The organism is Lactiplantibacillus xiangfangensis, assembly GCF_001438845.1.
Classification (GTDB): Bacteria; Bacillota; Bacilli; order Lactobacillales; family Lactobacillaceae; genus Lactiplantibacillus; species Lactiplantibacillus xiangfangensis.
The window spans coordinates 332,851-357,469 of sequence record NZ_JQCL01000057.1; the positions used below are offsets into that span (position 1 = coordinate 332,851).

The following is a 24,619-nucleotide window of genomic DNA, read 5'->3' on the forward strand; positions in this document are numbered from 1 at the left end:
TTGACGATTATAGCGGGTTCATGATAAGATGTTACCCGTTGATTAAAACAATGATAATCTCTGTTTCAGCAAATGATTCAGGGCAAAGGAGCGTAATATTATGCAAAAAGGAATCCATCCAGATTACCACGCCGTTGTCTTCCAAGATTCAACGACTGGTTTCAAATTCATCTCTGGTTCAACAGCAACGTCAAGCGAAACTGTTGAATGGGAAGATGGTAACACTTACCCATTGATCCGTGTTGAAATTACTTCAGATTCACACCCATTCTACACTGGGAAACAAAAGTTCAACAAGGCCGATGGTGCTGTCGATCGTTTCAACAAGAAATACGGTCTCAAATAAGCATTCAATTAATGGACGTTCTAGCTTTGGCTGGGCGTCTTTTTTTGTGGTGTCACGCATTAACTTGGATAAGATTGAAATGATTATTGACGTAGAAAAATGATGACCGTTCAGAAATGTTTAATGCTGCTGAACGGTCATTTGAGTTTTCCACTAGCCCTTTTTGAATCAAATATTACCCGTTCATAATAACCGAAGATTAAAACTTTTCCATTTTCTGAAAAGTCGCGTGATGGAATCTTTTCCATTCTTAACCACGAATCCTATAATGAATTTGAAACGTTAGGTTAACTTACAAATCACACAGCTATTTTAGGGGGATTATGAATGTTAATGGGTAACGATCAAAAGGTTCATTTTAAAATGTACAAAAGTGGTAAGACTTGGTTAGTGGCAGGAGTCATTGCATTGGCGTGGCCAGTTGTGGGGCTAACGGGCCATGCCGCGACAGCCGCTTCTAAGCCGGATACCACGCAGGCAGCGAAGGTCGCTAGTAGACAGGTGACGGCTGAAAAGGTAGTCACTTTGCAGGGGGTGGGTAGTCAGGCACCAGCAAAGGCAGCCAGTCCGAAGGTGACAGTGCCATCTGATGTTAAACCGGAAGCAACAACTGCTGATAAGCCAGTGGTTAAAGTCGCGTCTAAGGAAAGTGAACAGCCGACAGCGCCACTGGCAACGCCCAAAGCGCAACCCCAAGATCAACTAAGCGACAGTCAGCCAATCGCTTCTAAGTCGGACGATTCGGTATCAAAGACTAGCGAGTCGAAACCAGTGCTACCAGCTGCGCCGATTAAATCAACGGTACCAGCAGAGTTGGACACGAGTAAGGTAACGGTCACCCCAAAACCAGATACTCCGGCGCCCACCGCTCCCGTAGTCAAGACGCCAGAAACGCAACCGGATGCAGTCGTTACGCCTGAGAAGGTAGCACCTAAAACACCCGTAAGTACGAGTGAAGTACCTGCCACCAAGCCAGCACCACGGGCGGTGACCACCAAATCGGAACAACCTGATGTTGATCCGAACCAGGCAGATCAGCAAGTGCGCACCGCAGTGGATTACCTTGCTTATCATCAAACTGATAATGTAGATAATGGGCAGTTTGGGACTAGTGAATATTGGATTGACGCTAATAATGTATTACATATTGGGGCTGGTCAACTCGATAACACTGGGGTTTATGCAGTTGATGACCCAGATTATCCGAATCAAGCTAATCAGTGGGGTTACCAAATTCGCGATGTGACAAAGATCAAGTTTGAGGGCAAAGTAGTGGCTAATGCGGATGCGTCAGGACTGTTTATGGATATGGGTTCGTTGGAATCAATCGATGGCCTTGATCAGCTGGATACTAGTCAAGTAACAAATATGGCGTATATGTTTGCTAACGATACTAGTTTGCAAATGTTAGATTTAGCGGGTAAAGACACGAGCAAAGTGACGAATATGGCATCTATGTTTGCCGGTGATAGCAGCTTGAAAACTTTGAATCTGACGGGGATGAATACAAGCAAAGTCACTGACATGCGAAATACCTTTTATGGACTGGACACGCTAAAAAGTTTAGATTTAAGTTCATTTGATACGGGGCAGGTTACTTCGATGGCGGGAATGTTAGGCTCTGATTCGGATTTGATTAACCTTAATATATCAAGTTTAAATACCAGTAAAGTTACAGATATGTCTGGAATGTTTGCATTGGATCATAATATTGTGACACTTGACTTATCAAACTTTAATACGAGTAAAGTAACAACGATGGCATCCATGTTTCAGGAAATGTCGGCTCTGAAAGACTTAAATATATCAAGATTTGATACAAGTCAAGTCCAAGATATGTCATACATGTTCAGTAAAATGCCGGCCCTAAGAGATTTAAACTTGGTAAACTTTGATACGAGTCGAGTTCAAGATATGTCATCTATGTTTGATGGAGCTGGTTCTAACACAATGATTACAATTAATCTTGCAAGCTTTGACATGAAGAACGTAGACCAATTACCTTATATGTTAAATGCGACGCCATTGAGAATTACGCTAGGGGCTAATACGGTGTTATCGTTGGACGGATATTATCCTGTAAATGGATATCATTCTGCATATGAGAAGTATCTTGCAAATGAATATTATGATCTGGATGATAGCAATTCAAAGCGTCCTCAGCCATCTGGATTGCAATCATTCTCGCCGAAGGTTCCCCACGACGGAGACTGGTACACAGGCAAGTGGTTCGATGTAAAAGACCATAAAATTTATACTACTGATCAGCTGATTGCACTGTACGCTACTATTGGGCATAATCCAACTGCAACTTATCAACAACAAACTAATTTAGAAGTTCAGGATAGCGTTATCCATTTAGGGGAAAACTGGCAAGCAGGTGATAACTTTGTTAGTGCTACTGACAAAGATGGCAGTGATGTGAAAGTCGATAATCCAATGATTACGATCAAGAGGCAGCCTGATACGCAACAATTAGGAAAACAGATTGTTGTTTATACTTTTGTAAATACGGATGGAAATGTCGCTACCCGGCAAGCGCAAGTGTTGGTTACGGGAATTGCTCTCCATGACTCAAGTAAACGGATTAGTACGACCACAGCCTGGTCCCCTCGTGATAACGTCAAATTAGCAGTTGATGCGCAAGGAAATCTAGTCGATGCCAGTGCAATTGTTATGACCATTGTTAATAGCCAAGGCCAAACGGTGACTAATTTTCAAACACCCGGATCTTATCTAATTCATTACCAGATTGGTGACGATTTGGCTAGTCGGGTCACGATTCCGTTAACGGTCTATAGCCTTGCAGCCCTCACTGGTAAGAATAGTGCAATTAACTTAGGGGCAACGTGGCATCCTAGCGATAATTTCAGTGCTGTTGATGAAAACGGTCACCCACTAACGGTCACTTCACCTGGTGTTAGCGTTAAGGGTCAACCTAACATTAACGTTCCTGGCAATTACCAAGTCACGTACAACTATGTTGATGCGTCTGGCTATGCCGTTAGCCAAGTTCTCACCGTAACGGTGGCAGGTATCCAATTAAAGCAGCAAAATGTAGAAGCCACAACAACTGACCATTGGCAACCGGCAACCAACTTGCAGCGCGCCGTTAACGCTGAGGGTAAAAGCTTAAGTGCAGCGGACTTACAAATCGTGACGACCGCGCTAGCTCAGGGACGTACGGCTGGCAATGCGTTGTTAACGGTGCCGGGCACCTACTTGGTCACTTATCGGTTTGATGATCGGTTAGGCACCCATCAAGTGCAAACCCAAGTAAAAATCATTAGTAAAGCAAGCGTGGTTGCACACGATCAAAAGATTCAAGTTGGCGCAACTTGGCAACCACAGGCTGGGTTCGTCAGTGCGACTGATGAGCATGGGCGGACGTTGTCGTGGGATAAAATCAAGGTCACGGGTGATGTCGATACGCACCGTGCTGGTCGTTATTTAGTCCAGTATTTGTATACGGACGCCGCCGGTAATCAAACGAGTCAAACCACGGTTGTGACGGTATTCGATCCGAATACTGGCGGCGATTTAGGTGGTGGTGACCATAACATCGATGGTGGCAACGGTAATCAAGGTGGTAATAATTCAGGCGGTGACCATAATTTAGGTAGTGGTAATAGCAACCAGGGTGAGCCTGATGGCAACCAGGATTGGAATGGTGGTTACCGGCCACAACAACCAGACTTGAATCAGAATGATAATCAACTGACAACCCCTGTTTTGACCCGACCGAAACCAAGTCAGCCTACTTTGGCATCTAAACCAGCTAGTCTGCCCCAAACCAGCGAGACTGATAGCCATGAGGTGGGTGCGCTCATTGGCTTAACTGGATTAGTTGTTAGTGGTTACTTAGCGCTAGTTGGTCGTTTAAAGCGATACTAATCATACTAGCTATTTAGTTAATCGTTAATCAAATAGCACGCCATAAGTAGTCCTACAAGTAGTAGGTGACTTATGACGTGCTATTAATTAGTTGTAATAAGATGGTTTCAGACGGCCGTTTAGTAGCGCAGTAACGCTAAGGCACCAGTGTCAGTTGGCATCTTGTCAGCGGGGATGATCCGGACCTGCCCGTTTTTAGCCATCACAACGTCGACTAAATCGTCGATGAGGTTATCGGGTTGTGCAATGGGGTCGTCTAGTAGAACTTCGGTTGACGGCAAGGTCCCGGCAACGTTGGCGGAACTCGCCACGATCAACATTTCAATACGACCGCTTAAGGCGGGCTTGATCATACCAAACGGATCGCTGAGTGCTAGTTGCTTAGATTGGGCCTTGTCGTAACGGTCTAGCATGATATCCGCTAGCTGCGTATGCCACTTAGTTTGGATGGCTTCGGTGGCTGTCTGGATTGCACCTAATGATAAGTTCTTAGGCGACTTTGGAATGCTGAGGTATTCAGACAAGTACGGATTTTTATTAATTTGACGGAAGAGTGACTGGTTATGCGGTAAGCCCATCAAAATTAACGGTCGTTGCGTTGTCTGAGAATAATCTTGCATGTACTGCGCAACTTGTTGGTAGTAGTTTTTTTGATCGATTTCACGTTCTTCGGCCTTAGCGTTGTGGCCGTGGTAGTTTACACCATGAACGGGACTGGAGTTAAAGTTTAAGTCACCACCGCGTTTTTCGGTACCCAGCGTAGCTTGTAACGTTGTGGGTGCTTCTGATGGTAAGTCTACGATGGTAAAGTTGCCCTGACGCTGTTGATACATCATCAGTGAATCTTCATTTAAGGCTAATAAGTCAAAGTCAAATTCGTGTTGCCGGTCGGCTAAGATGGGCCGAATGGCGGGCATGCTGTTGACAATGACTTGGTTATCAGTCGGGTATTGCAGGTCGAAAATCATAACTTGTTGCTCGTTAGCAATTAAGCTTGTTTGCGGCCCGGTATGTTGTAGCCAAAAGTCATTATCACCGATGAGACGCTCAAATTGTTCGCGGAACGGCTGAAAACTGACACTAGGAAAGCGTTGGGCCAACTGGGTGCGTGCGTCGTTAACCAGCTGCTTAAATTCCAAGCGCTGCCGGTTTAAATCATTCAGTACTGCCGCGGTATTCAGATAGATGGCGATGAATGGGCCAGCATCACGCTGTGCCATTAATTGTGTGAGATCGTTTTTTACCATGGTATCCATAGGTCCAACCTACTTTCTTTATTTGATAAATCTAGCATAACAAAAATTATATCGATTACGCAAGTGTTATGACTACGATAAGATAAAAATAATTAATCTAGCTTTTTAGAATTCGGTGCTTTCTTCTAGCGACTAATTAAGGTATATTTACGGTAGACGTCTTAAATAGTTGACGTTAAACATATGGGAGGCACGGTTATGCAATCAAAAAAGCATCCCGCTTTAAAGTGGTTAGGTCGGGGATTGTTCGTTGTATTAATTGCAATATCATTAGCACTGATTTTTAATGAACAGATTAAAAGCTGGTTAGTTAGTTCCTATTCACCAACGGTTACGGCTAAGACAGTTAAACAAAACGCTAAGAAGAAGAGTAACTTTGATTTCTCAAAAGTGAAGTCGCTAGATTTTCAGACGGTCGCTAAGGCTCGGATGAATAAGAATGCGATTCACGTGATTGGCTCGATTGCGATTCCATCAGTTGATCTGTACTTGCCAATTGGAAACGGCGTCAGTAACGAAACTTTGGCACTGGCAGCCGGAACGATGAAGGCTGATCAGGAGATGGGGAAGGGCAACTACGCACTAGCGGGTCACCACATGATCAAGCACGGCGCGCTCTTTAGCCCACTCTATTACAAGAGTAAGGTGGGTCAGATGATCTATCTGTCCGATGCCAAAAACATTTATGCTTATAAGACGAGTAAGCGGACCTTTATTAAGGCAACCGACGTGCAGGTTATTGATGACGTGCCGGGCAAAAATTTAGTCACGTTGATTACTTGTGATAAGACGGGTGCGGGGCGCTTAATGATTCAAGGGACCTATGTTCAGAAATGGGCCTTTAAGCAGGCGCCGGATAGTGTTCAAAAATCGTTTGCAAGTCATTTCAATAACAAATATTAACAATATTACATTTAATCTGAATGGTGTTCTCGGCTTAGGTTTCAAGGTACAATGTAAGTAATTGATGTACTGTGTTAGTAGAATTTTTTAGAGGAGGCCTCACTTGATGGTAGGTTTAATTATTATTGCTGTTATCCTAGTCCTGATTGCGATCTATGTCGTTATCTATAACGGTTTGGTCAAGTCCCGGATGTATACCCAGGAAGCATGGAGTCAGATCGATGTCCAACTTAAACGGCGGACGGATTTAATTCCTAACTTGGTTAATACCGTAAAGGGCTATGCGAAGCACGAAAAAAGCACGTTAGAACAAGTGGTGGCCTTACGGAACCAGTTAACGCAAGTTCCTAGTGGTGACCATGAACAAGCAATGAAGGTTTCAGACCAATTAACGAATTCATTGAAGAGCATCTTTGCGTTAGCTGAAAGCTATCCTGATTTAAAAGCTAACCAAGAATTTGGTAAGTTGATGGAAGAATTAACCAATACGGAAAATAAGATTGCTTATTCCCGTCAGTTATTCAACTCCAGTGCGGCTAGTTACAACATGAAGTTGCAACAATTTCCGTCTAACTTGGTCGCGGGAATTCACCATTTCCAGAAGGTCGACTTCTTAAGCGTTCCGGAAGTGGAAAAGGAAGCACCTAAAGTTTCTTTTGAAGATTAGAGGTTATGCCCATGTTATTTGAGCAAATTGCCCGCAATAAGCGGCACACGGTTTACGTGATGGCCGCTTTTGTCGTGTTAGTGGCCATAATTGGGATGGCTGTCGGGTATGTCTTTTTTGACAGCACGGTCGCCGGTCTAATTATGGCAATCGTTGTCGCGGCTATCTACATGATGATCATGATTGGTCAATCGACCGATGTCGTGATGGGGATGAACCACGCCCGGGAACTGCACGGCGAAGATGATGATCCGGAGTTGTGGCACATGGTTGAAGATATGGCCATGGTGGCTAAGGTACCGATGCCGCGGGTTTTTATTATTGATGATGACAGTCCCAACGCATTTGCGACCGGGAATAATCCTGAACACGCCGCCGTTGCGGTAACGACTGGAATTCAAGCCCGCTTGAACCGTGAAGAAATGGAAGGCGTCATCGGACATGAGATGACCCACGTGCGCAATTACGATATTCGTCTACAGACAATTGCGTTAGCGCTAACCGCAGCAATCAGTTTGCTGGTCAACTGGGGGATGAACGCTTTTTGGTGGGGCGGTGGTCGCCGTCGCCGAGATGATGACCGGGATGGCAACGGTGCGCAACTGTTGATCATGCTTTTGGCGGTCGTGGTGATTATTTTGGCACCGTTGGCTGCGAGCCTTGTGCAAATGGCACTCTCTCGTAATCGGGAATACTTAGCTGACGCCGGAAGTGTTGAATTGACCAGAAATCCGTTAGGCCTAATTAACGCCTTAGAAAAAATTGACGATAGCCAGCCCATGCAACAGGCGGATCCAAGCAGCGCTGCTTTATATATTTCGGACCCGTTTAAGGCTAAAAAGTCGTGGGCGCACTTGTTTGATACCCACCCACCGATGGCTGATCGGATTGCCCGGTTAAAAAATATGTAATAAAAGACTGTGATTACTGTAATAACGGATTATAATAAAACTAAATAGACAGTTGAAAGAGTGAGACGGTTGCAACGCAGATATATTTACGCCAATTTAGAAAAACTTGATAATTTAGTCTTTGCCTATGGAATTGACCAAAGCGATTTTGTGCATGGTATTAAACGTTTACCCGCGAATATAGTCTCGCTAGTCGGGCTTGACGATGACGAGCACGCCGTTAATGCCCATACTGGATTAAACGTGATCAATGATGAAAACGAAATTCGGCGGTATCTGTTACAAAGCCATTCGTTGCCAGTTAAGTGGTTGGATTACGATGAAGTGGGAGACCTAGACTTTTTGACCGCAACTGAAATTGCGGAATTATTATACCTGGGTCACATGGATCGTCCGATTCGTTCACCTTTTAATTATAAGTTACGTAACCACTACGTCTTTTTGGAACAGCGTAATGGTGGCATTAAGGTCTATTTCTACTACATTTCGTCCTTTAGTCACATCTTGAGTGCGGCCATCGTGCGCCATACGTTGGCTGCCTACCGCGGTCGGCGGATGTTTATGCGCTCACTCAGTATTCCTAGGGTACCGGAAGTCATTTTAAAGCAATTAGTGAAGTTGATGCCAGATGGCTTGTTCCTGTACTTTGATCAAGCGATGGTTCGGCAGCGCCAATTACTAGTGCCGGTGCATACGGAGATGGCTAATAACGATATTGAAGTGTTTGATCCAGCGCGCAGTGAAGATAAGTTGCACACGCATAACGTGGCAACGTTAGCTTTCAACTTGGTCTCAGGTGAGTGGGAGCTACAAGTCCATGATCAGACAGCTTTTGAAGATCATTTATAGTGAAACGGATTAGCGGATGTGACAATCGTCACGTCCGCTATTTATATGGTTAGCTGATGGAAATGGCGCATCTACGGGAACCTCACATTCTTTGGCGCTAAAGTGGTATAATTTTTATGCGCGTAGCTAATTTCAATTTAACTGCGATTCGAGAAAGTGGAGCCTTAGTCAAAATTGGGTTACCCATTATGGGAACCACGAATGGAGAGTTTAATCTATATGAAGATGCAAGTTACCGAAATTGCCAAGGCCGTTCAAGCGGTCAATGCCGAACAGGCTTGGCCCGACGTCAACGTGACGGGGGTGGCCTTTGATAGTCGACGGTTACAAGCGGGTGACCTGTTTATTCCGCTAGTCGGTGAGAATGATGGGCATCAATTTATCCAAAGCGCAGTCGATAATGGCGCAGTTGCCACACTCTGGGCTAGTGATCACGCGGACAGCGCACCAAAAAACTTGCCCGTCATTATGGTGGCAGATACCTTGAGTGCGTTACAACAACTTGGCCAATATTATTTGCAAAAAATCAACCCGAAAGTTGTTGCGGTTACTGGTAGTAACGGTAAAACGACCACGAAGGATATGATTGCAAGTTTGCTTGGGACGCAGTACAACGTGACTAAAACACACGCAAACTTCAATAACCAGATTGGGGTTCCAATTACGCTACTGAGCATGGAACCTAACACTGAAGTGGTCGTTGTCGAAATGGGCATGGATCATTTTGGCGAATTAGATTTCTTGAGTCGATTAGTTCAACCAGACGTGGCAGTGATAACCATGATTGGTGAAGCACACATTGAATTCTTTGGGACCCGTGATAAAATTGCGGACGCTAAGATGGAAATTGTTCACGGCTTAAAGGCGGACGGGACGTTCATCTTCAATGGTGATGAACCACTGTTACGGGAACGTGCAAAAGAAGTTACCCAGCACCAACGGACGTTTGGGTTAGATGAAACCAACACGTTAGCGGGAAGCGACGTCGCAACGAGTCGGGCGCAAACCCAGTTCAAAGCCAGTTTGTGGCCAGATGAAACGTACACGATCCCGATGATGGGGGCGTATAACGTCAATAACGCGTTAGCGGCACTGTTAGTTGCCGATACGTTCCACGTTCGGTCCAATGCGGCCCAACAAGCGCTTGCTAGTTTCGTTCCAACGGAAAACCGGACGGAATGGTTAACGGGGAGTAAGGGCGAAGCAATTTTAAGTGATGTCTACAATTCTAATCCGACTGCGGCACGGCGGGTATTAGCAGCGTTTGCTGCTGTACCAGCCAAGGGCAAGCGGATTGCAGTCTTGGGTGACATGCTGGAATTGGGTGAACAATCCGATACGCTCCATGTCAGCTTGGCAAGTGAGCTGAATCCTGAAACGATTCCAAGCGTTTACCTGAATGGTCAACACATGCAGGCGCTGGCGGCCACGTTAACTAACAAGTATCCAGAAGGTGCGGTGCACTATTATCCAACTGAGGATCAGGATCAGTTAATTACCGCTCTTGAAAACGAAGTACAGGCGGATGACCAAGTCCTACTGAAAGGTAGTCACGGCATTCACTTGGAAAACGTTTTAACGGCGCTTGAAACGGCGGATCAGGCGTAATTATAAAAATAATATCAAAGTAAGAGGGCTTAAGATTGTCAATCGCAATCTGAGCCCTTTTTTAGTCCGGTTGCCACTGATGACATGCGGTCGTGGGACCGAAACGGTTGTCCAGAAAAATAAAAGTTGACCACAACGATGCAATGATTGCATCATTGTGGCCAACTTGGGTAACGAATTTGGGGGCGGTTATTAATTCGCTACGATTTGAAAACTTTAATCTTTACGACGTTTCAAAGCGACTTTGCCTAAGCCGAAGAGTAATCCGCCTAGTGCTAAGAGAACGACACCCGACGTAACCGCTGCTTTGCGCGCAGTGGTTTCACCAGTTTGTGGTAAGTTGTTTTGGTTACTTGCGGCCTGCTTAGTAGCTGACTTTAAGCTGACTTGAGCAGCAGCTGGTGTGACTGTCTTGGATTTAGCAGTCGTTGCATCATCGTGACTCGTCGTGGTATTGCTGTGATTCTTATCTTTAGCAACGCCGTTACCATTATTGACGGTATCGCCATCACTAGTTTCGTCAGTCGTGTTACCACTGCCGTTACTGTTGCCGGTATTGTGATCACCGCTACCGTTGTTATTGTTCCCGGTGCCATTGTTGTTGTCGCCGGTATCAGTGTCACCGCCACCGTTGTTGTTATCGCCGGTATCGGTATCACCACCACCGTTATTATTATCGCCAGTGTCAGTGTCACCGCCACCATTGTTGTTATCGCCGTCACCATTGTCACCATCACCATCGCCCGTATCCTTAGCCGTAACCGTTACGGTAATGTTCTTGGTCAATTCATGGCCACTAGCATCTTTGTAGCTGTAAGTGACTTGATACGTTCCAGGAGTCTTTGTATCAACGGTGCCGTCAACGGTCACGTGGCTAAAGTCTAGCGCGTCTCCGTTTTCATCCGTTCCACTGACAAAGTTGTCTTTAGGATTCCAATTGTCGCCAACGGTGAGGTTAGAATCATTAACGTCAAGACTAGCTTTGCTGGAAACGACTACCGTTGCCGTAGTCGTATAGCTTTCACCCGTACGAGTGAGGAAACTGTAAGTGACGGTGTAGGTTCCGGGCTGTTTCAGTGATGTAACAGCGTTGCCGTTTTGATCCGTGATGGTAATTGAGAGGTCGCCACCGGTCAATTCCGTCCCGTTACCGTCCGTTGCCTTTTGAACGTTGGTTGCTGGATCCCAATCACTGGTGGTTGAAATCTCTTTGTTAGTTTCATTCAAGACGATTCCGTAAACCACCACTTTAACCGTTTGGGTGACAACTTTGCCGGTACTGTCAGTAAAACTGTAAGTGACGTTGTAAATTCCAGGAACCTTCGTATTTACGGTATCTCCGGAAACGGTCACGTCCTTGAAGTTAACGGCCGTGCCGTCAGCATCGGTGGCGCCGTTAAAGTTTGCTTCCGGATCCCAATTATCGCCAAGTTGAATCGTGCCATCGTTGACGTCAAGGTTGGCTTGGTTAGCAGCCACCGTCACGGTCAACGTCTTGGAGACTTCATTCCCGGCGCCATCACGATAAGTGTAAATAACGTTGTAAGTGCCTGGCTTGCTAGTGTCTACCTTATCGCCACTGATGGTGATTTGATCGTAATTGAGTGCCTCACCATTTTCGTCGGTCCCGCTCTTGAAATAGTCCTTAGCATCAAAGCTTCCGCCGTCAATGACGTTGACTTGGTTCGTGGTTAGGTCAAGGTTAGCTTTGCTAGTCACCGTAATCGTTGCGGTGACGGTGTAAGTTTCAGCGGAACGTGACCGGCTGATAAACGTATAAGTGACGGTGTAAGTGCCTGGTTTGTTCAGATTTGCGACCGTATTGCCATTGGCGTCTTTAATGGTGATGATCAAGTCATTTCCAGTTAAGGAGTCACCGGCTTGGTTGATTGCGGTATTAACGTTTGCGGCTGGGTTCCAAGTGCTGGTCGTTGAGATTTCCTTGTTAGTTTCTTTTAAGATAATCCCGTAAACAACAATTTGAACGTTCTTGGTAATCACGTTACCGGCACTGTCAGTAAAGCTATAGGTAACAGTGTAAGTGCCCGGTGTCTTGGTATCCACCTTGTCACCGCTGACGGTCACGCGACTAAAGTCAACGGCTGAGCCATCTGTATCGACCCCGTCAAAGTGATCCGCTGCGTTCCAAGTATCGCCCAGCTCAACGGTTTGGTCAGGCGTTTCAACGGCGGCCGTTGTCTTAGTGACCGTGATGGTGGCCGTCTTAGTGAACGTTTGACCAGCAGCGTCCTTGTAAGTGTAGGTGACTTTGTAGACGCCAGCTTTAGTCAGGTCAACGGTATCGCCACTGACTGTAACGTCATCGAGTGTTAATTGGTTGCCGTCGTAATCGGTCCCACTGAAACCGTCACTGACGTCCCAAGTCGTATTTGGTCCGATGACTAAGTTACTGTCATTAGTTTCTAAGGAACTCTGACTGTTAACTTTTTCGTGGATGTAAATGCCCGCGACATTATTAGTCAACAGGTCGCTAGAAGAAGCGGTATTCCCATTGTTGCTGACCCAGTTTCCGGTATAGGTGTCATCCGCGGTAAGGTCTGGCAAACCAGTATCGGCAGTCCATTTATTTTTAGCGCCTAAGATAATCTTAGATAAGTTGGTATTAACGAGCATACTTTCCGTCGTAGTGACGTTACTCATGTCCCAGTTAGAAAAATCAAGGGTGTCTAAGCTCTTGTTTCCCCAGAACATGAATCCCATGTTGGTGACTTTGCCAGTGTCCCATTTGGAAACGTCGAGCTTAGTTAATGCGGAGGCGCCGTCGAACATATTGTACATGGTTGTCACGTTGGCGGTGTTCCAGTTAGAAACGTCCAGGGTCTTTAGGTTAAAGTCGCCGAGGAACATGGCACTCATATTGGTGACGTTGCTGGTGTCCCATTTGCTAGTATCTAAGGTGGTCAGCGCTTCATTATAAGCGAACATGTTTTGCATGTTGGTGACTTTACTGGTATTCCAGTTGGCAACGTCCAGGCCATTTAAGAGCCAGGAACTGTTGAACATGAAACTCATATCAGTAACGTTGCTCGTGTCCCAGTTAGAAACGTTTAAGGACGTTAAAGCGTTTGTCACGTAGAACATGTAGCTCATGTTAGTGACCTTACTAGTATCCCACTTGGAGACATCCACGGTAGTTAACGCGGCGTCGCCATTGAACATCGAGAGCATGGTCGTCACGTTGGAAGTATCCCAGTTAGAAACGTCTAGGGTCTTTAGGTTAAAGTCGCCGATAAACATGCCGCTCATATTAGTGACTTTGCTGGTGTCCCATTTGCTAGTATCTAAGGTGGTCAGTGCTTCGTTGTAAGCAAACATGTTTTGCATGTTGGTGACGTTACCAGTGTTCCAGTTAGAAACGTTTAGGCCGGATAACGCCCACGCACTGTTGAACATGTAGCTCATATCGGTAACCTGACTGGTGTCCCAGTTAGAAACGTCTAGGGTTTTCAAAACGTTGGTGCCGTAAAACATGTAGCTCATATTAGTGACTTTGCTGGTGTCCCATTTGCTGGTATCTAAGTTAGTCAGCGCTTCATCACAGTTAAACATCGTTTGCATGGTGGTGACGTTAGAAGTGTCCCAGTTGGAAACATCTAGTCCGTTTAATACCCATGCGTTGTTGAACATATAGCTCATGTCAGTGACCTTACTGGTATCCCAGTTGGCAACGTTTAACGTTTTCAAAGCGTTTGCATTGTTGAACATAGCGCGCATGGTGGTGACGTTGCCGGTCTTCCACTTGGATACGTCTAAAGTGGCCAGCTTAGTTGCACCGTAAAACATGAAACTCATGTTAGTGACTTTACTGGTATCCCAGTTGGCAACGGCTAACGATGTTAACTTGGAATTGCCGTAGAACATGTCTACCATCGTCGTCACTTTGCTGGTATCCCATTTGGAGACGTCTAACTGGGTGAACTGGGTATTGTAAAAGGCGAATCCCATGTTAGTCACGTTACCAGTGTTCCAACCACTGACATCGATGTTGGCGAGTGCTTTATCACCGGCAAAGAGGTTATTCATGTTGGTGACTTTACCAGTATTCCAACCACTGACGTTGAGGTTGACCAGACTAGTTGTGTTTGCAAACATAAAGGCAATGTCGGTGACGTTGCTCATGTTCCAGTTGCTGACGTCAATGGTCTTGAGGGCCGTATTACCAGAAAAGACGCTACGCATACTAGTGACGTTGCCCGTGTTCCAATTTGCAAAGCTAATCGAGACTAATCCAGTGTCATGGTAAAACAGGCTGTCCATGTTGGTGACCTTGCTGGTGTCCCATTTGCTTAGATCGAGAGTCGTCAGTGAAGACGTCGAATCAAACAGCGATCCCATGTTAGTGACGTTTCCGGTTTGCCAATTGCTGACATCAAGGGTTTTAAGCGATGAAGCGTTCCAGAACAGGGCCCCCATGTTGGTGACGTTGCTCGTGTCCCATTGAGAGACGTCAAGCGTGGTCAACGCGGAATCATTGGCAAACATTGACAGCATGTTTTTGACTTGGGTCGTCTTAAAGTTATTGGCATTAGTGACGGTTGTTAAACTACCTAAATCACGGAATAGTCCGGATGAATCGGAGGCACCGTTGACCGTGTCTTCAAAAACAATCTCCTTGATATCCTTGGCGTAAGCAGCCCATGGATTTTTACCAGCGGTGTTAGCGAACGTTCCGCCACTGATGTGCAAGACGCCGTTACTATCGATTCGCCAGGCACTGTTACCGTAATTTCCAGTAGCAATATCCGCCTTTACGGCAGCTCTAGCAAGGGTTGCGGCCTTTTTCTTTGCAGTTGGTGCGGGAGTCGTTGTTTTGCTGGTTAACGCATCAGTTGTCGCATCGGCGACTGGTGACTCCTCAATCAGATCCGGTGCAACTGGATCGTCAACGGTCGTTGAGTCCGTTACGGTCTGATTGGCGTCAGTGGTTGTGTCAGTTTCCGTGGAACCGGTAACATTATTATCGGTTCCAAATTGATTATCAGAGACTGTATTTTCAGATTGGCCTTGATTGGTCGTGTCAGTAGTAGTGTTGGTAGTTGTGTCGTCAACGGGTTGGTCGGTTTCTGTTGAGGTGTTGTTTTCACCATTAGAAGCAGGTGTTTCCGTAGTAGTAGAAACATCCGTAGTAGTAGGAGCCTCCGTTGTGGTCTGCTTGACGTCACCAGTCGTACCTTGATCGTCTTTTTTCACGGCTGGATCAGTGGGTTGTTCAGTCTTAGTATCGGTGCTTGGTGTAGTGATTTTGTCGTCAGTTTTAGTTGTGACTTGATCACCGCTGACGCCATCGTCAGTCTTGACCGTCACCGGTTCAGTCTTAGTATCCTCAGACTTAGTAGCTGCCTGGTCAGTCTTTGTTTCAGCGGTTTTCTCAGTCGTGGTTGCGGATGAAATCGTAGCTTCACTACTAATAGCTGCGGGAGTCACCTGATTAGTGGTTACCGTGGCAGGCGTAACGGTATCTGCGTGAACGTTGATCGCATTTAGTTGCCAAGTAAAGGCGGTAATACCGGCAAAGACCCAGAAACGGCCTTTCTTGTACATCTTGTAATGCGTTTTTTGATCTGTAGAATGAGCCATGATTATAAACATTCCTTTCGCACGCCACTCACAGCGGTTTTAGATGGGGTGAGTAGTATTAGTCGATTGTGTTTTTAGCTAAGCACGGTCGGTTAAGCGATACGGTAAGTGTGTTAATAAACTGATTAAGACAGTTTGTTGCAATAGATCGACTTTGTCAGTTTACTAAGCGTGTGAGCCGTAACGCTAAACGTCATGTTATATTTTGGTGCTTAACTATCGATAAGTTGTATTCTATATCAATAAATTTATTTGTAAATAGTTAATCTAGTCCGTGTAATCACTGATACATCAATGAATTGAAGGCAATATAAAAAATTATTATTAACGATTTTGATAACACCTGATTGTTATATTTTTCGGACAATTAATTAATTATACTGATTTTAATTAATTAAAATGATTGTATCGGTGGCTTGTAGACAAACTGATTGCATCAGAATATAGCGTGGCGGAGTTCCTAAAAGTCAATAGAAAACGCTTTCATAAACTTCTAATTTTCTAAACATTTAGTTATCATATAAAACCGAGTTAGTCGGATGAACAAATTGGGGATATTTTGGCTGACTAACTAATGTTTTGCTTATGCCAATTATTTTGAACGCAAGCAAATTTTTTTTATTTTTTAGCCTTGTTAATAAAGGTCACTAACGTTAAACGATGATTTATTCAGATTAGAGCCAAATCGACAATCGAAATTTTAGTGATAGTGGTGATAAATTTAAGATTTTAAAGGGGAGGTCATTATAATAGGTAGTTTTGGATCGGCCCAACTAGTTAGTCGTAAAATTAGTGCATGACTAACTAGTTGGTTATGTGTCGGAATGCAATGGCGATATTCAGGGATGACAGCCTGTAAATGAATTTGCTCGCAATTCAAAATGAAAGAATAGCATCAATTTTCAATATTTATTTTCATTTAGAATCCTAGTAGTGGCGGGGAAGTTGATGACTGTGCGGGATTTGTGCCAAGTGTCTTTCTTGCTTATTCATAGTAACCGGTGTATGATAATTCAGTTGTACCATTTGAAAGTCAGACCGTTGGCTTGCATGATAGCGCCTTACGGGGAACGGATTTTTTCCTAGCTGTCAGTAATCCCATGGTGTCATCCTTAGGAGGAAACATATTTGAAGTTTAAAGAACTAGGCTTATCCGATAGCCTACTTAAAGCAGTTACTCGAGCAGGCTACGAAGAAGCCACCCCAATCCAAGCAGAAACCATTCCAATGGTGCTTGATGGGAAAGACGTGATTGGCCAAGCACAAACCGGTACTGGTAAAACCGCCGCGTTTGCATTGCCAATCTTACAACGTTTGGATTTTGACAATCCTAACATTCAAGCCTTAGTTATTTCACCAACGCGTGAATTAGCGATTCAAACCCAAGAAGAAGTCTTTCGTTTGGGTAAAGACGAACGGGCAAAAGTTCAAGTCGTCTACGGCGGTTCTGACATCCGTCGTCAAATCAGAAACCTGAAGCAACACCCACAAGTTATTGTTGGGACGCCAGGTCGTTTATTAGATCACATTCGTCGCGGCACGGTCAAGTTGGACCATGTTAAGATGTTGGTCTTAGATGAAGCCGATGAAATGTTAGACATGGGATTCTTGGATGATATTGAATCAATTATCAAACAAGTCCCTTCAGAACGGCAAACAATGCTCTTCTCAGCAACGATGCCGCCTGAAATCAAACGCATCGGTGTTCAGTTCATGCACGAACCACACCATGTAAAAATTAAAGCAAAAGAATTGACCGCTGATACAGTTGATCAATACTACGTTAAAGCAAAAGAATTTGAAAAGTTCGATATCATGACACGGCTATTCGATGTTCAGGCACCTGAATTAACCATTGTCTTTGGTCGGACGAAGCGCCGGGTTGACGAATTGTCAAAAGGCCTTGAAGCTCGTGGCTACAACGCCGCTGGGATTCATGGTGACTTGAGCCAACAACGACGGACGCAAATCATGCGTCAATTCAAAGCTGGTAAATTGGATATCTTAGTTGCAACCGATGTGGCTGCCCGGGGACTTGATGTTTCTGGTGTGACCCACGTTTACAACTATGATATTCCACAGGATCCAGACAGTTATGTTCATCGTGTTGGCCGTACTGGCCGTGCCGGACATAAAGGGGTTTCCTTAACCTTTGTAACGCCAAACGAAATGGAATACCTCCGGGTCATCGAAAAGTTGACCAAGAAGCGGATGTTACCATTGAAGCCACCAACAGAAGAAGAGGCTTTCTCTGGCCAATTAGCAGCTGCTGAAGCTAGTGTTGGGGCGTTGGTTGCAAAGACTTCTACTGATAAGTATGCGGAACAAGCCGCAGAACTATTAAAGAAGTACGATGCAACTGACTTGGTTGCGGCATTATTAAATGACTTAACCAAGGATGACTCCACTGCAGTACCAGTTAAGATTACGCCAGAACGGCCATTACCTCGTCATAAGGGTGGTGGCAACAACCGTCGTGGTGGCGGTGGTTACCGTGGTAACCGTAATCGTAACAGCAACCGTGGTGGTGGCCGTGGCGGCTACTCACATAATGGTCGGAACAGTGATCGTGATCGTGGCGGTCATGGTCGTGGTGATCATAAGAGTGGCGGCTACAAGGGTCGTTCACGCGATGATAACCGAAGCAACAACCGTAATCATGATGACGGTCGTAGGCAAAGCAGCAAGCGGAGCTACACGATTCGAACGAACGATTAGGTTTAAGCATTCAAATAACAAATTAACGTCGTTACTGACGGATGATTTAAAAAAAGTCGAGCGTTTGCTCGGCTTTTTTGTTTGGCTATGATGATAGAATCAAGTTGTATCAGTCTAAGCAGAAGAACCTTCATGACAACGTGAAAAGATTGCGTGCGGTTTAACCTTTTATCGTTCCCGTAGCTGTGGTAAATTGGAAACATCAAGCGTAATTGTTGGTTTTGAAAGGCGGCAGCGGAGATGATTTACGGAACCGGAATTGATCTGACGGAGATTGGACGTATTCAAAAAATCGTGGATGCGGGACTTAAACTTCCTGAAAAAGTCCTGACTCCAGCGGAATTGGTGGTTTATAACCGCTATGGGTCAAAACGACGAATTGAATTTTTAGCGGGCCGTTTTTCCGCCAAGGAATCTTATAGTAAAGCTTTTGGAACTGGAATTGGTGCCGCGGTCGGTTTTCAAGATATTGAAATTTTGGATAATGAAGCGGGCAAACCGGAAATTACGCGTCATCCCTTTACCGGTCCGGCGTGGGTATCGATTTCCCATACGGACCAGCTCGTGATGACACAAGTTATATTGGAAAGAGGCAAAATGTGATGGTTGTAATTGGGGAACACCGCCACACACAAGTTAAAGTTGACTTGCAGGCAATCAAAAATAATATTAAAGCGGAGATGGATCGTAAAGATCCGTTGACTGAACTTTGGGCCGTTGTAAAGGCTAACGGGTATGGTCACGGCATTATCCAGGTCGCACAAGCAGCAAAACAAGCGGGTGCAACTGGGTTTTGCGTGGCAATTTTAGATGAAGCGTTAGCTTTACGGGCAGCTGGCATAACGGAACCAATTTTAGTACTTGGCATAACGGAACCAGAATACGCGCCTTTAATTGCCGAAAAAGATATTTCGGTAGCGGTTGGGACGCAAGACTGGCTGGACACCGCTACAACAATTTTGGCAGCCAATGACGTTACCACACCACTGCATGTCCACTTGGCGCTTGATACGGGTATGGGCCGAATCGGGTTCCAGACACCTACTGAATTAGCTGCGGCAGTGACGACGTTAAACCAAACTAACACACCGTTTGATTTTGAAGGCATCTTTACGCACTTTGCGACTGCGGATCAAGCCGACGACACCTACTTTACGCACCAGTTGAACAACTGGAAGACGTTAATTGCAGCGGTCGATGAGCTTCCCCGGTACGTCCACGTGTCAAACTCGGCGACTAGCTTGTGGCACCAAGCCTGCAACGGAAACGTGGTGCGGTTTGGCGTCGCGCTGTACGGCTTAAATCCGTCGGGGCAGGAACTTAGTGCGCCGTACGACTTACAGCCAGCACTATCTTTGACGGCGCAACTTTCTTTCGTTAAGAAACTAGCTAAGGGCAAGTCGATTAGCTACGGTGCCACTTATACTGCGGCGGAAGATGAGTGGATTGGAACTGTCCCAATTGGTTATGCGGACGGCTATGAACGACGCTTACAAGGCTTTCACGTGTTAGTTGACGGTCAGGTTTGTGAGATCGTCGGCCGGGTCTGCATGGATCAAATGATGGTGCGCTTGCCGCACGAAGTTCCGGTTGGGACGCAAGTAACGTTGGTCGGCACGGATGGTGACCAGACCATTACGTTACAAGATATTGCGGATTATTGTGGTACGATCCACTATGAAATTGCGTGTGGATTAGCACCGCGGTTGCCACGAGTATACGTAGATTAATTTTGATGAAAAGTAACGTTGAGGTATTATGATGATTAAATGGTCCCGCAAATCACATCATGTGATGAGCGGGACTATTTTATGCAGATGGCGCTAAACTGAACTGGGTTAATAATCAACTGATTAGCCAAAGTTAGTAAACGGTTGCTAAAAGTGAAGAATTCATGCTATCATGAGTAGCAAGAATAGTCATAATCAAAGTTACAATGGGGTACTGTGAGTAACTATGGGTGTCAGTATAAAGGGAGATGAGGCGATGGCCGCAGCTGATATTAAGCGGGGTGATATTTTCTATGCAGATTTGTCACCCGTTGTGGGGTCCGAACAGGGCGGCATGCGTCCGGTGTTAATCGTGCAAAACAACGTGGGGAACCATTATAGCCCGACCGTCATTGTTGCCGCGATTACTGCCAAGGTCCAAAAGGCTAAGATGCCGACACATGTGAACATCAACGCTGCTCATACAGGAATTGAAAAGAATTCAGTGGTGCTGTTAGAACAAGTTCGTACCATTGATAAACAGCGGTTGAAGGATCGCGTGACGCACTTAGATGATCAGACGATGCGGCGGGTTGATAACGCGCTACAGATTAGTATTGGACTTGCTGATCGGACAAAACGTCATTCACAACGCACCTTACAACCATAGTTGATTGACGGGAATTAGTCAGTTTACATAATTGACCCAGCGCGGTGTGAACCGTGATGGGTAAGCAATGCAAAAGAACGTGTGCCTTTATAATAAGGGCGCACGTTCTTTTTTAGCGGCTAAGTAATCTGAAATCAAGCTTGCGGTCCCGTGACTCCCGTGCTACGATGAAACCCGTTTTGCATTTTTAATACGTGGTTCGTAACCATCCCACGTAAAAAAACTAGGAGGAATTATTAACATGACTCAATCGAAGATTCGACCGTGGATCATTAACGCCCTGGTGGCTGCGATGTACGTTGTTTTATGTCTCGGCCCGGCGGCGTTCAGTTTAGCTTCGGGTGCGATTCAGTTTCGGGTATCTGAAGGCTTGAACCACTTGGCCGTCTTTAATCGCAAATATATCTGGGGTATTGTCGCTGGTGTAATTTTATTCGACGCGTTTGGCCCGGGTGCCAGTTTACTTAACGTCTTGTTTGGTGGGGGTCAGTCCTTACTTGCTTTGCTCGTTTTGACTTGGCTTGCGCCTAAGCTGAAAACCGTCTGGCAACGGATGGTCTTAAACGTGCTTCTGTTCACAGTCTCCATGTTCATGATTGCGCTCATGATTACAATGATGAGTAGCGGCGTGGCATTCTGGCCGACCTACTTGACCACGGCAATTTCAGAACTGATCATTATGACGGTGACCGCACCGATTATGTACGGTCTTGACCGGGTACTCCACTTTAGTGATCGCATTAGTTAATAGTAAATTTTAGAAATTAAGTTTAAAAAAGGCAGTCCCTTGATGGAAAAATCCATTTCAGGGACTGCCTTTTTAACTGTTATTCAGCTTGGAGATCTTCAACTTCGATGACTTTAAACTGTTTACGGTTTAAGTTATCCGTGATGCGCTTGAGTTTCTCGGTGTCCACGTTTTCTGGTAAGGTGAACAGCGTCCGGTGGCCCAGCGTGCCGTTTTGAACGTCAAGAGTCAAACAACCGGCAATTGACGTGTACTTCGTGATGATCTTAGCCATGGCGGCCAAGTCACCACGTTCGCCGATTGAAACGACGGTCAAAACGTAACTGCCGACGTTCACGTTCCAAGATTGTGACAACATGTCCAGTAAGCGGGTATGTGTCAAAATACCATAGAAGTAGCCATGTTCGTCTAAAACAGCGATGTAAGGTAAATCCTTGATCGAGAAGAAGACGTTATAAAAAGCAGAGTCGACTTGAATCGTTTTAGTCGCGTTCTTTAACAGTGAAGTTACTGGTAAAGACATGTCGCCACCACGCGACTTGTGACGGTAGATGTGCATTTTATAGATGTTACCGCGGAAAATATGGCCGGTTTCATCGAGGATCGGTACACAGCGGAAACCGGAATCTTCGAGAACTTGTAAGGCTTCTTCCAAGGTCGAATCGGCAGTGACCGTAGTTAAACGTTCTTTAGGTTTAACGAGAGTTTTTAATAACATAACGGATGATCCCCCAGATTTATTAGTTTGTTTTAATAAATGATACCATAAAACCCGTTCTAAGTTGTATCAATCCACGCTGATTTGACGTCGATTATCAGCAAAAAAGCCAGCCCAATGGACTTGGGCTGACTTTTGTTAAATTAAATTTAAATTAGAAAACGACGACGGGGGTACCGGTTGGCACTGCCGCGAAGACTTTGGCCATGACGGTCGGTGGGGTATTCACACAACCGTGAGAACCGTGCGTCTTGTACCAGGTGCCACCGTAACGGGGTTGCCATGGTGAGTCATGAATCCCTTCGCCAGTGTCGTCAAATGGCATCCAGTAAGAAACTGGTTGGGTGTAGCTGGAACCATTGTCATTGTCGCCTCGCAGCGTGGCGTTGTGTTGTTTGCTCCAGACGTCCCAGACCCCGGTAGTGGTTTCGTGCTTGCCGGGTTTCCCAGTAACGACGTCGGTTGAAACTTTCACTTTACCATCAACGTAGACCCACATGTGCTGGTTGACCTTGTCAACTTCGATGTAGGTGTTACCGATGTCGGTTCCTTTTTTGTTATAACCGGAACCGTTAATTATTGGCGAGCGGGTAAAGTCCTTACCTGCAAGAACTTCTTTGGAGAGGGCTTTGGCTTCAGCGGCCGTTTTAATGCTCCAACCGTAGAAACCGCCACTGACTTTGACCGTTCCGCGGCTCGTACTCTTAAACGTCCGGGTCGTGTGATAAGTATGGTACTTATCGTTAAGTTGCTTAACATAACTTTCAACGGCCGTTTGGTTCAACTTGATGTTACCCTGATGGTCAGCTTGAATCCAACTCAAAATGGTATCGTGCGGAATGTTGAATTTATGACCATTGATATGGTACGTGGCCGTTTCGGTAGCGTATTTTTGCGCCTTACCTTGGGCGGTCTTCAAGCTGGTACTCGTGCTCTTAACCGTGGGAGCCACGTAGGCGTCTTTCAGACTAATCTGGCTCTTACCTTCACTGAGTGATTTGGTGACGAGCGTTTTTAGTCGGGCCTGACTTAACTCGGTTCCTTGGACTTCTTTTTGAATGGCAACGGCGTTATTTTTATAAACTAACTTAGCGTTTTCAGTTTTAGTCCGTTTAGTTTGGTTGGCTTTAGACGTGATGTTTTTAAGCAACGTCTGAAGATCAGACTTAGCAATTGTTACGTCACCAACCGTGGTGTCATCGTCGGCTTGTGCAGAAGCAATCAATGAAACTGGCCAGCGCCAGTAGTTTTGATGTGAAATTAACTTACTAAGTTCTTGGTTGGTATTAATTGAAATACCAGCTGATTTACTCGTAAAAGCGTACTGGGTTTGTCCGTTTTCAATGACGTGGTAAGTTCGGTGATCTAAAGCGTGATTCACTTGGGGTGCGGCCTGAGCAGCGGTTTTTCCACTGATGTCAATGCCAGCAACTTCGGTATTTGGTAAAAAGGTATGCTGGTTTTGCCAAATCAGGCTGGTCGCAATGTATGCCACGGCGAGGACGCCGAGAATACTGCCACCAATGATGAGCCCGCGTTTGTGCTTCATAATAATGTTGGCCTCCATTTGGTTTGTAATTGGTTTGTAATATTTTCACCTTATAACAGAATCACTAGAAGTGCAAACGCTAAGGCCGGTATAAGAGAGGTGAAACCCCAAATAACGCACAAACTACTAGTAAATTAGACATAAATTAATTGAGACTATGAGACACAGTCAACTTAGGTTAATAACTGTAGTATGAAACGGTTCTAGTATAACTATTTTAATTTAAAGTAGACGGGAACGAGGGCCAATCCATGATCCAAGAATTATGGTTACTAGAGGTTATGGGAGTGATTGATCTGTGTGAAATTAGTGAAAGTGAAAGGCTAGGGGGTGAATTTGGGAATTAGCTACTTGGTACCTATTCCGGTTGCCACTGATAACATGCGGTCGTGGGACCGGGCCTAGCCTAGGGAGCGGTCTAGTCCCTCGCCCGTAATAATTGCAAAAAGCACAATTATTACGGACCGTCCGTGGT

General features: G+C 45.4%; 16 protein-coding genes and 1 riboswitch. Of the genes, 12 read left to right on the forward strand and 4 right to left on the reverse strand.

Going from position 1 to position 24,619, the window contains the following annotated elements:
• The first annotated feature begins 100 nt into the window (after positions 1-100).
• Both IV64_RS07080 and IV64_RS07085 read left to right on the forward strand, forming a co-directional pair.
• Positions 101-346, forward strand: a complete 246-nt coding sequence (locus tag IV64_RS07080; protein WP_057706561.1) for a type B 50S ribosomal protein L31 — start codon at positions 101-103, stop codon at positions 344-346.
• Between the two features lie 327 nt (positions 347-673).
• Complete coding sequence (locus IV64_RS07085; RefSeq protein ID WP_057706562.1) at positions 674-4,240, forward strand: BspA family leucine-rich repeat surface protein; 3,567 nt, start codon at positions 674-676, stop codon at positions 4,238-4,240.
• A 119-nt stretch (positions 4,241-4,359) separates the two neighbouring features.
• Here IV64_RS07085 and IV64_RS07090 read toward each other — a convergent pair whose 3' ends face one another.
• A complete protein-coding gene (locus tag IV64_RS07090; RefSeq protein ID WP_057706563.1) occupies positions 4,360-5,496 on the reverse strand; it encodes a baeRF6 domain-containing protein in 1,137 nt (378 codons plus the stop codon).
• 198 nt (positions 5,497-5,694) lie between these two features.
• Between IV64_RS07090 and IV64_RS07095 the strand changes: the two genes are divergently transcribed.
• The 5 genes from IV64_RS07095 to IV64_RS07115 all read left to right on the forward strand — a co-directional run bounded on the left by IV64_RS07095 (position 5,695) and on the right by IV64_RS07115 (position 10,434).
• On the forward strand, positions 5,695-6,399 hold the full coding sequence (locus IV64_RS07095; protein WP_057706564.1) for a class A sortase: 705 nt from the start codon (positions 5,695-5,697) through the stop codon (positions 6,397-6,399).
• Positions 6,400-6,505: 106 nt separating this feature from the next.
• Positions 6,506-7,066 carry a LemA family protein gene (locus tag IV64_RS07100; protein ID WP_057706565.1) on the forward strand — a complete coding sequence of 187 codons (561 nt, stop codon included), beginning with the start codon at positions 6,506-6,508 and terminating at the stop codon, positions 7,064-7,066.
• Positions 7,067-7,077: 11 nt separating this feature from the next.
• A complete protein-coding gene (gene htpX, locus IV64_RS07105) occupies positions 7,078-7,977 on the forward strand; it encodes a zinc metalloprotease HtpX (protein WP_057706566.1) in 900 nt (299 codons plus the stop codon).
• Positions 7,978-8,037: 60 nt separating this feature from the next.
• Positions 8,038-8,826: a hypothetical protein gene (locus IV64_RS07110; RefSeq protein ID WP_057706567.1), complete on the forward strand. Its 789-nt coding sequence runs from the start codon at positions 8,038-8,040 to the stop codon at positions 8,824-8,826.
• 219 nt (positions 8,827-9,045) lie between these two features.
• Positions 9,046-10,434, forward strand: coding sequence for a UDP-N-acetylmuramoyl-tripeptide--D-alanyl-D-alanine ligase (locus IV64_RS07115; protein ID WP_057706568.1), 1,389 nt, complete (start codon positions 9,046-9,048; stop codon positions 10,432-10,434).
• A gap of 216 nt (positions 10,435-10,650) precedes the next feature.
• Here IV64_RS07115 and IV64_RS07120 read toward each other — a convergent pair whose 3' ends face one another.
• Positions 10,651-16,032 (reverse strand): BspA family leucine-rich repeat surface protein, encoded by a 5,382-nt coding sequence (locus IV64_RS07120; RefSeq protein ID WP_057706569.1) that lies wholly within the window; start codon positions 16,030-16,032, stop codon positions 10,651-10,653.
• A gap of 1,128 nt (positions 16,033-17,160) precedes the next feature.
• On the opposite strand from IV64_RS07120, the gene cshA reads away from it, so the two are divergent.
• The 5 genes from cshA (at position 17,161) to IV64_RS07145 (ending at position 21,877) form a co-directional block, all read left to right on the forward strand.
• Positions 17,161-18,750 carry a degradosome RNA helicase CshA gene (gene cshA / locus IV64_RS07125; RefSeq protein ID WP_057706570.1) on the forward strand — a complete coding sequence of 530 codons (1,590 nt, stop codon included), beginning with the start codon at positions 17,161-17,163 and terminating at the stop codon, positions 18,748-18,750.
• A gap of 240 nt (positions 18,751-18,990) precedes the next feature.
• The gene (acpS, locus tag IV64_RS07130) at positions 18,991-19,353 is read left to right on the forward strand and encodes a holo-ACP synthase (protein ID WP_057706571.1); all 363 of its coding nucleotides are present in this window, start codon (positions 18,991-18,993) and stop codon (positions 19,351-19,353) included.
• Entirely contained in the window at positions 19,353-20,480 is a 1,128-nt protein-coding gene (gene alr, locus IV64_RS07135; RefSeq protein WP_057706572.1) for an alanine racemase, read from the forward strand. The genes acpS and alr overlap by 1 nt, the downstream gene beginning before the upstream one ends.
• Positions 20,481-20,736: 256 nt before the next feature.
• Positions 20,737-21,129 carry a type II toxin-antitoxin system PemK/MazF family toxin gene (locus IV64_RS07140; RefSeq protein WP_057706573.1) on the forward strand — a complete coding sequence of 131 codons (393 nt, stop codon included), beginning with the start codon at positions 20,737-20,739 and terminating at the stop codon, positions 21,127-21,129.
• Between the two features lie 188 nt (positions 21,130-21,317).
• A riboswitch (PreQ1 riboswitch) is annotated at positions 21,318-21,362 on the forward strand.
• A gap of 8 nt (positions 21,363-21,370) precedes the next feature.
• The gene (locus IV64_RS07145; RefSeq protein WP_057706574.1) at positions 21,371-21,877 is read left to right on the forward strand and encodes a QueT transporter family protein; all 507 of its coding nucleotides are present in this window, start codon (positions 21,371-21,373) and stop codon (positions 21,875-21,877) included.
• A gap of 79 nt (positions 21,878-21,956) precedes the next feature.
• Here the strand turns inward: IV64_RS07145 and cbpA are convergent, their stop codons facing one another.
• Together cbpA and IV64_RS07155 are read right to left on the reverse strand one after the other, a co-directional pair.
• Positions 21,957-22,595 carry a cyclic di-AMP binding protein CbpA gene (gene cbpA / locus IV64_RS07150; protein ID WP_057706575.1) on the reverse strand — a complete coding sequence of 213 codons (639 nt, stop codon included), beginning with the start codon at positions 22,593-22,595 and terminating at the stop codon, positions 21,957-21,959.
• A 154-nt stretch (positions 22,596-22,749) separates the two neighbouring features.
• Complete coding sequence (locus tag IV64_RS07155; protein ID WP_057706576.1) at positions 22,750-24,144, reverse strand: L,D-transpeptidase family protein; 1,395 nt, start codon at positions 24,142-24,144, stop codon at positions 22,750-22,752.
• Between the last annotated feature and the right edge of the window lie 475 nt (positions 24,145-24,619).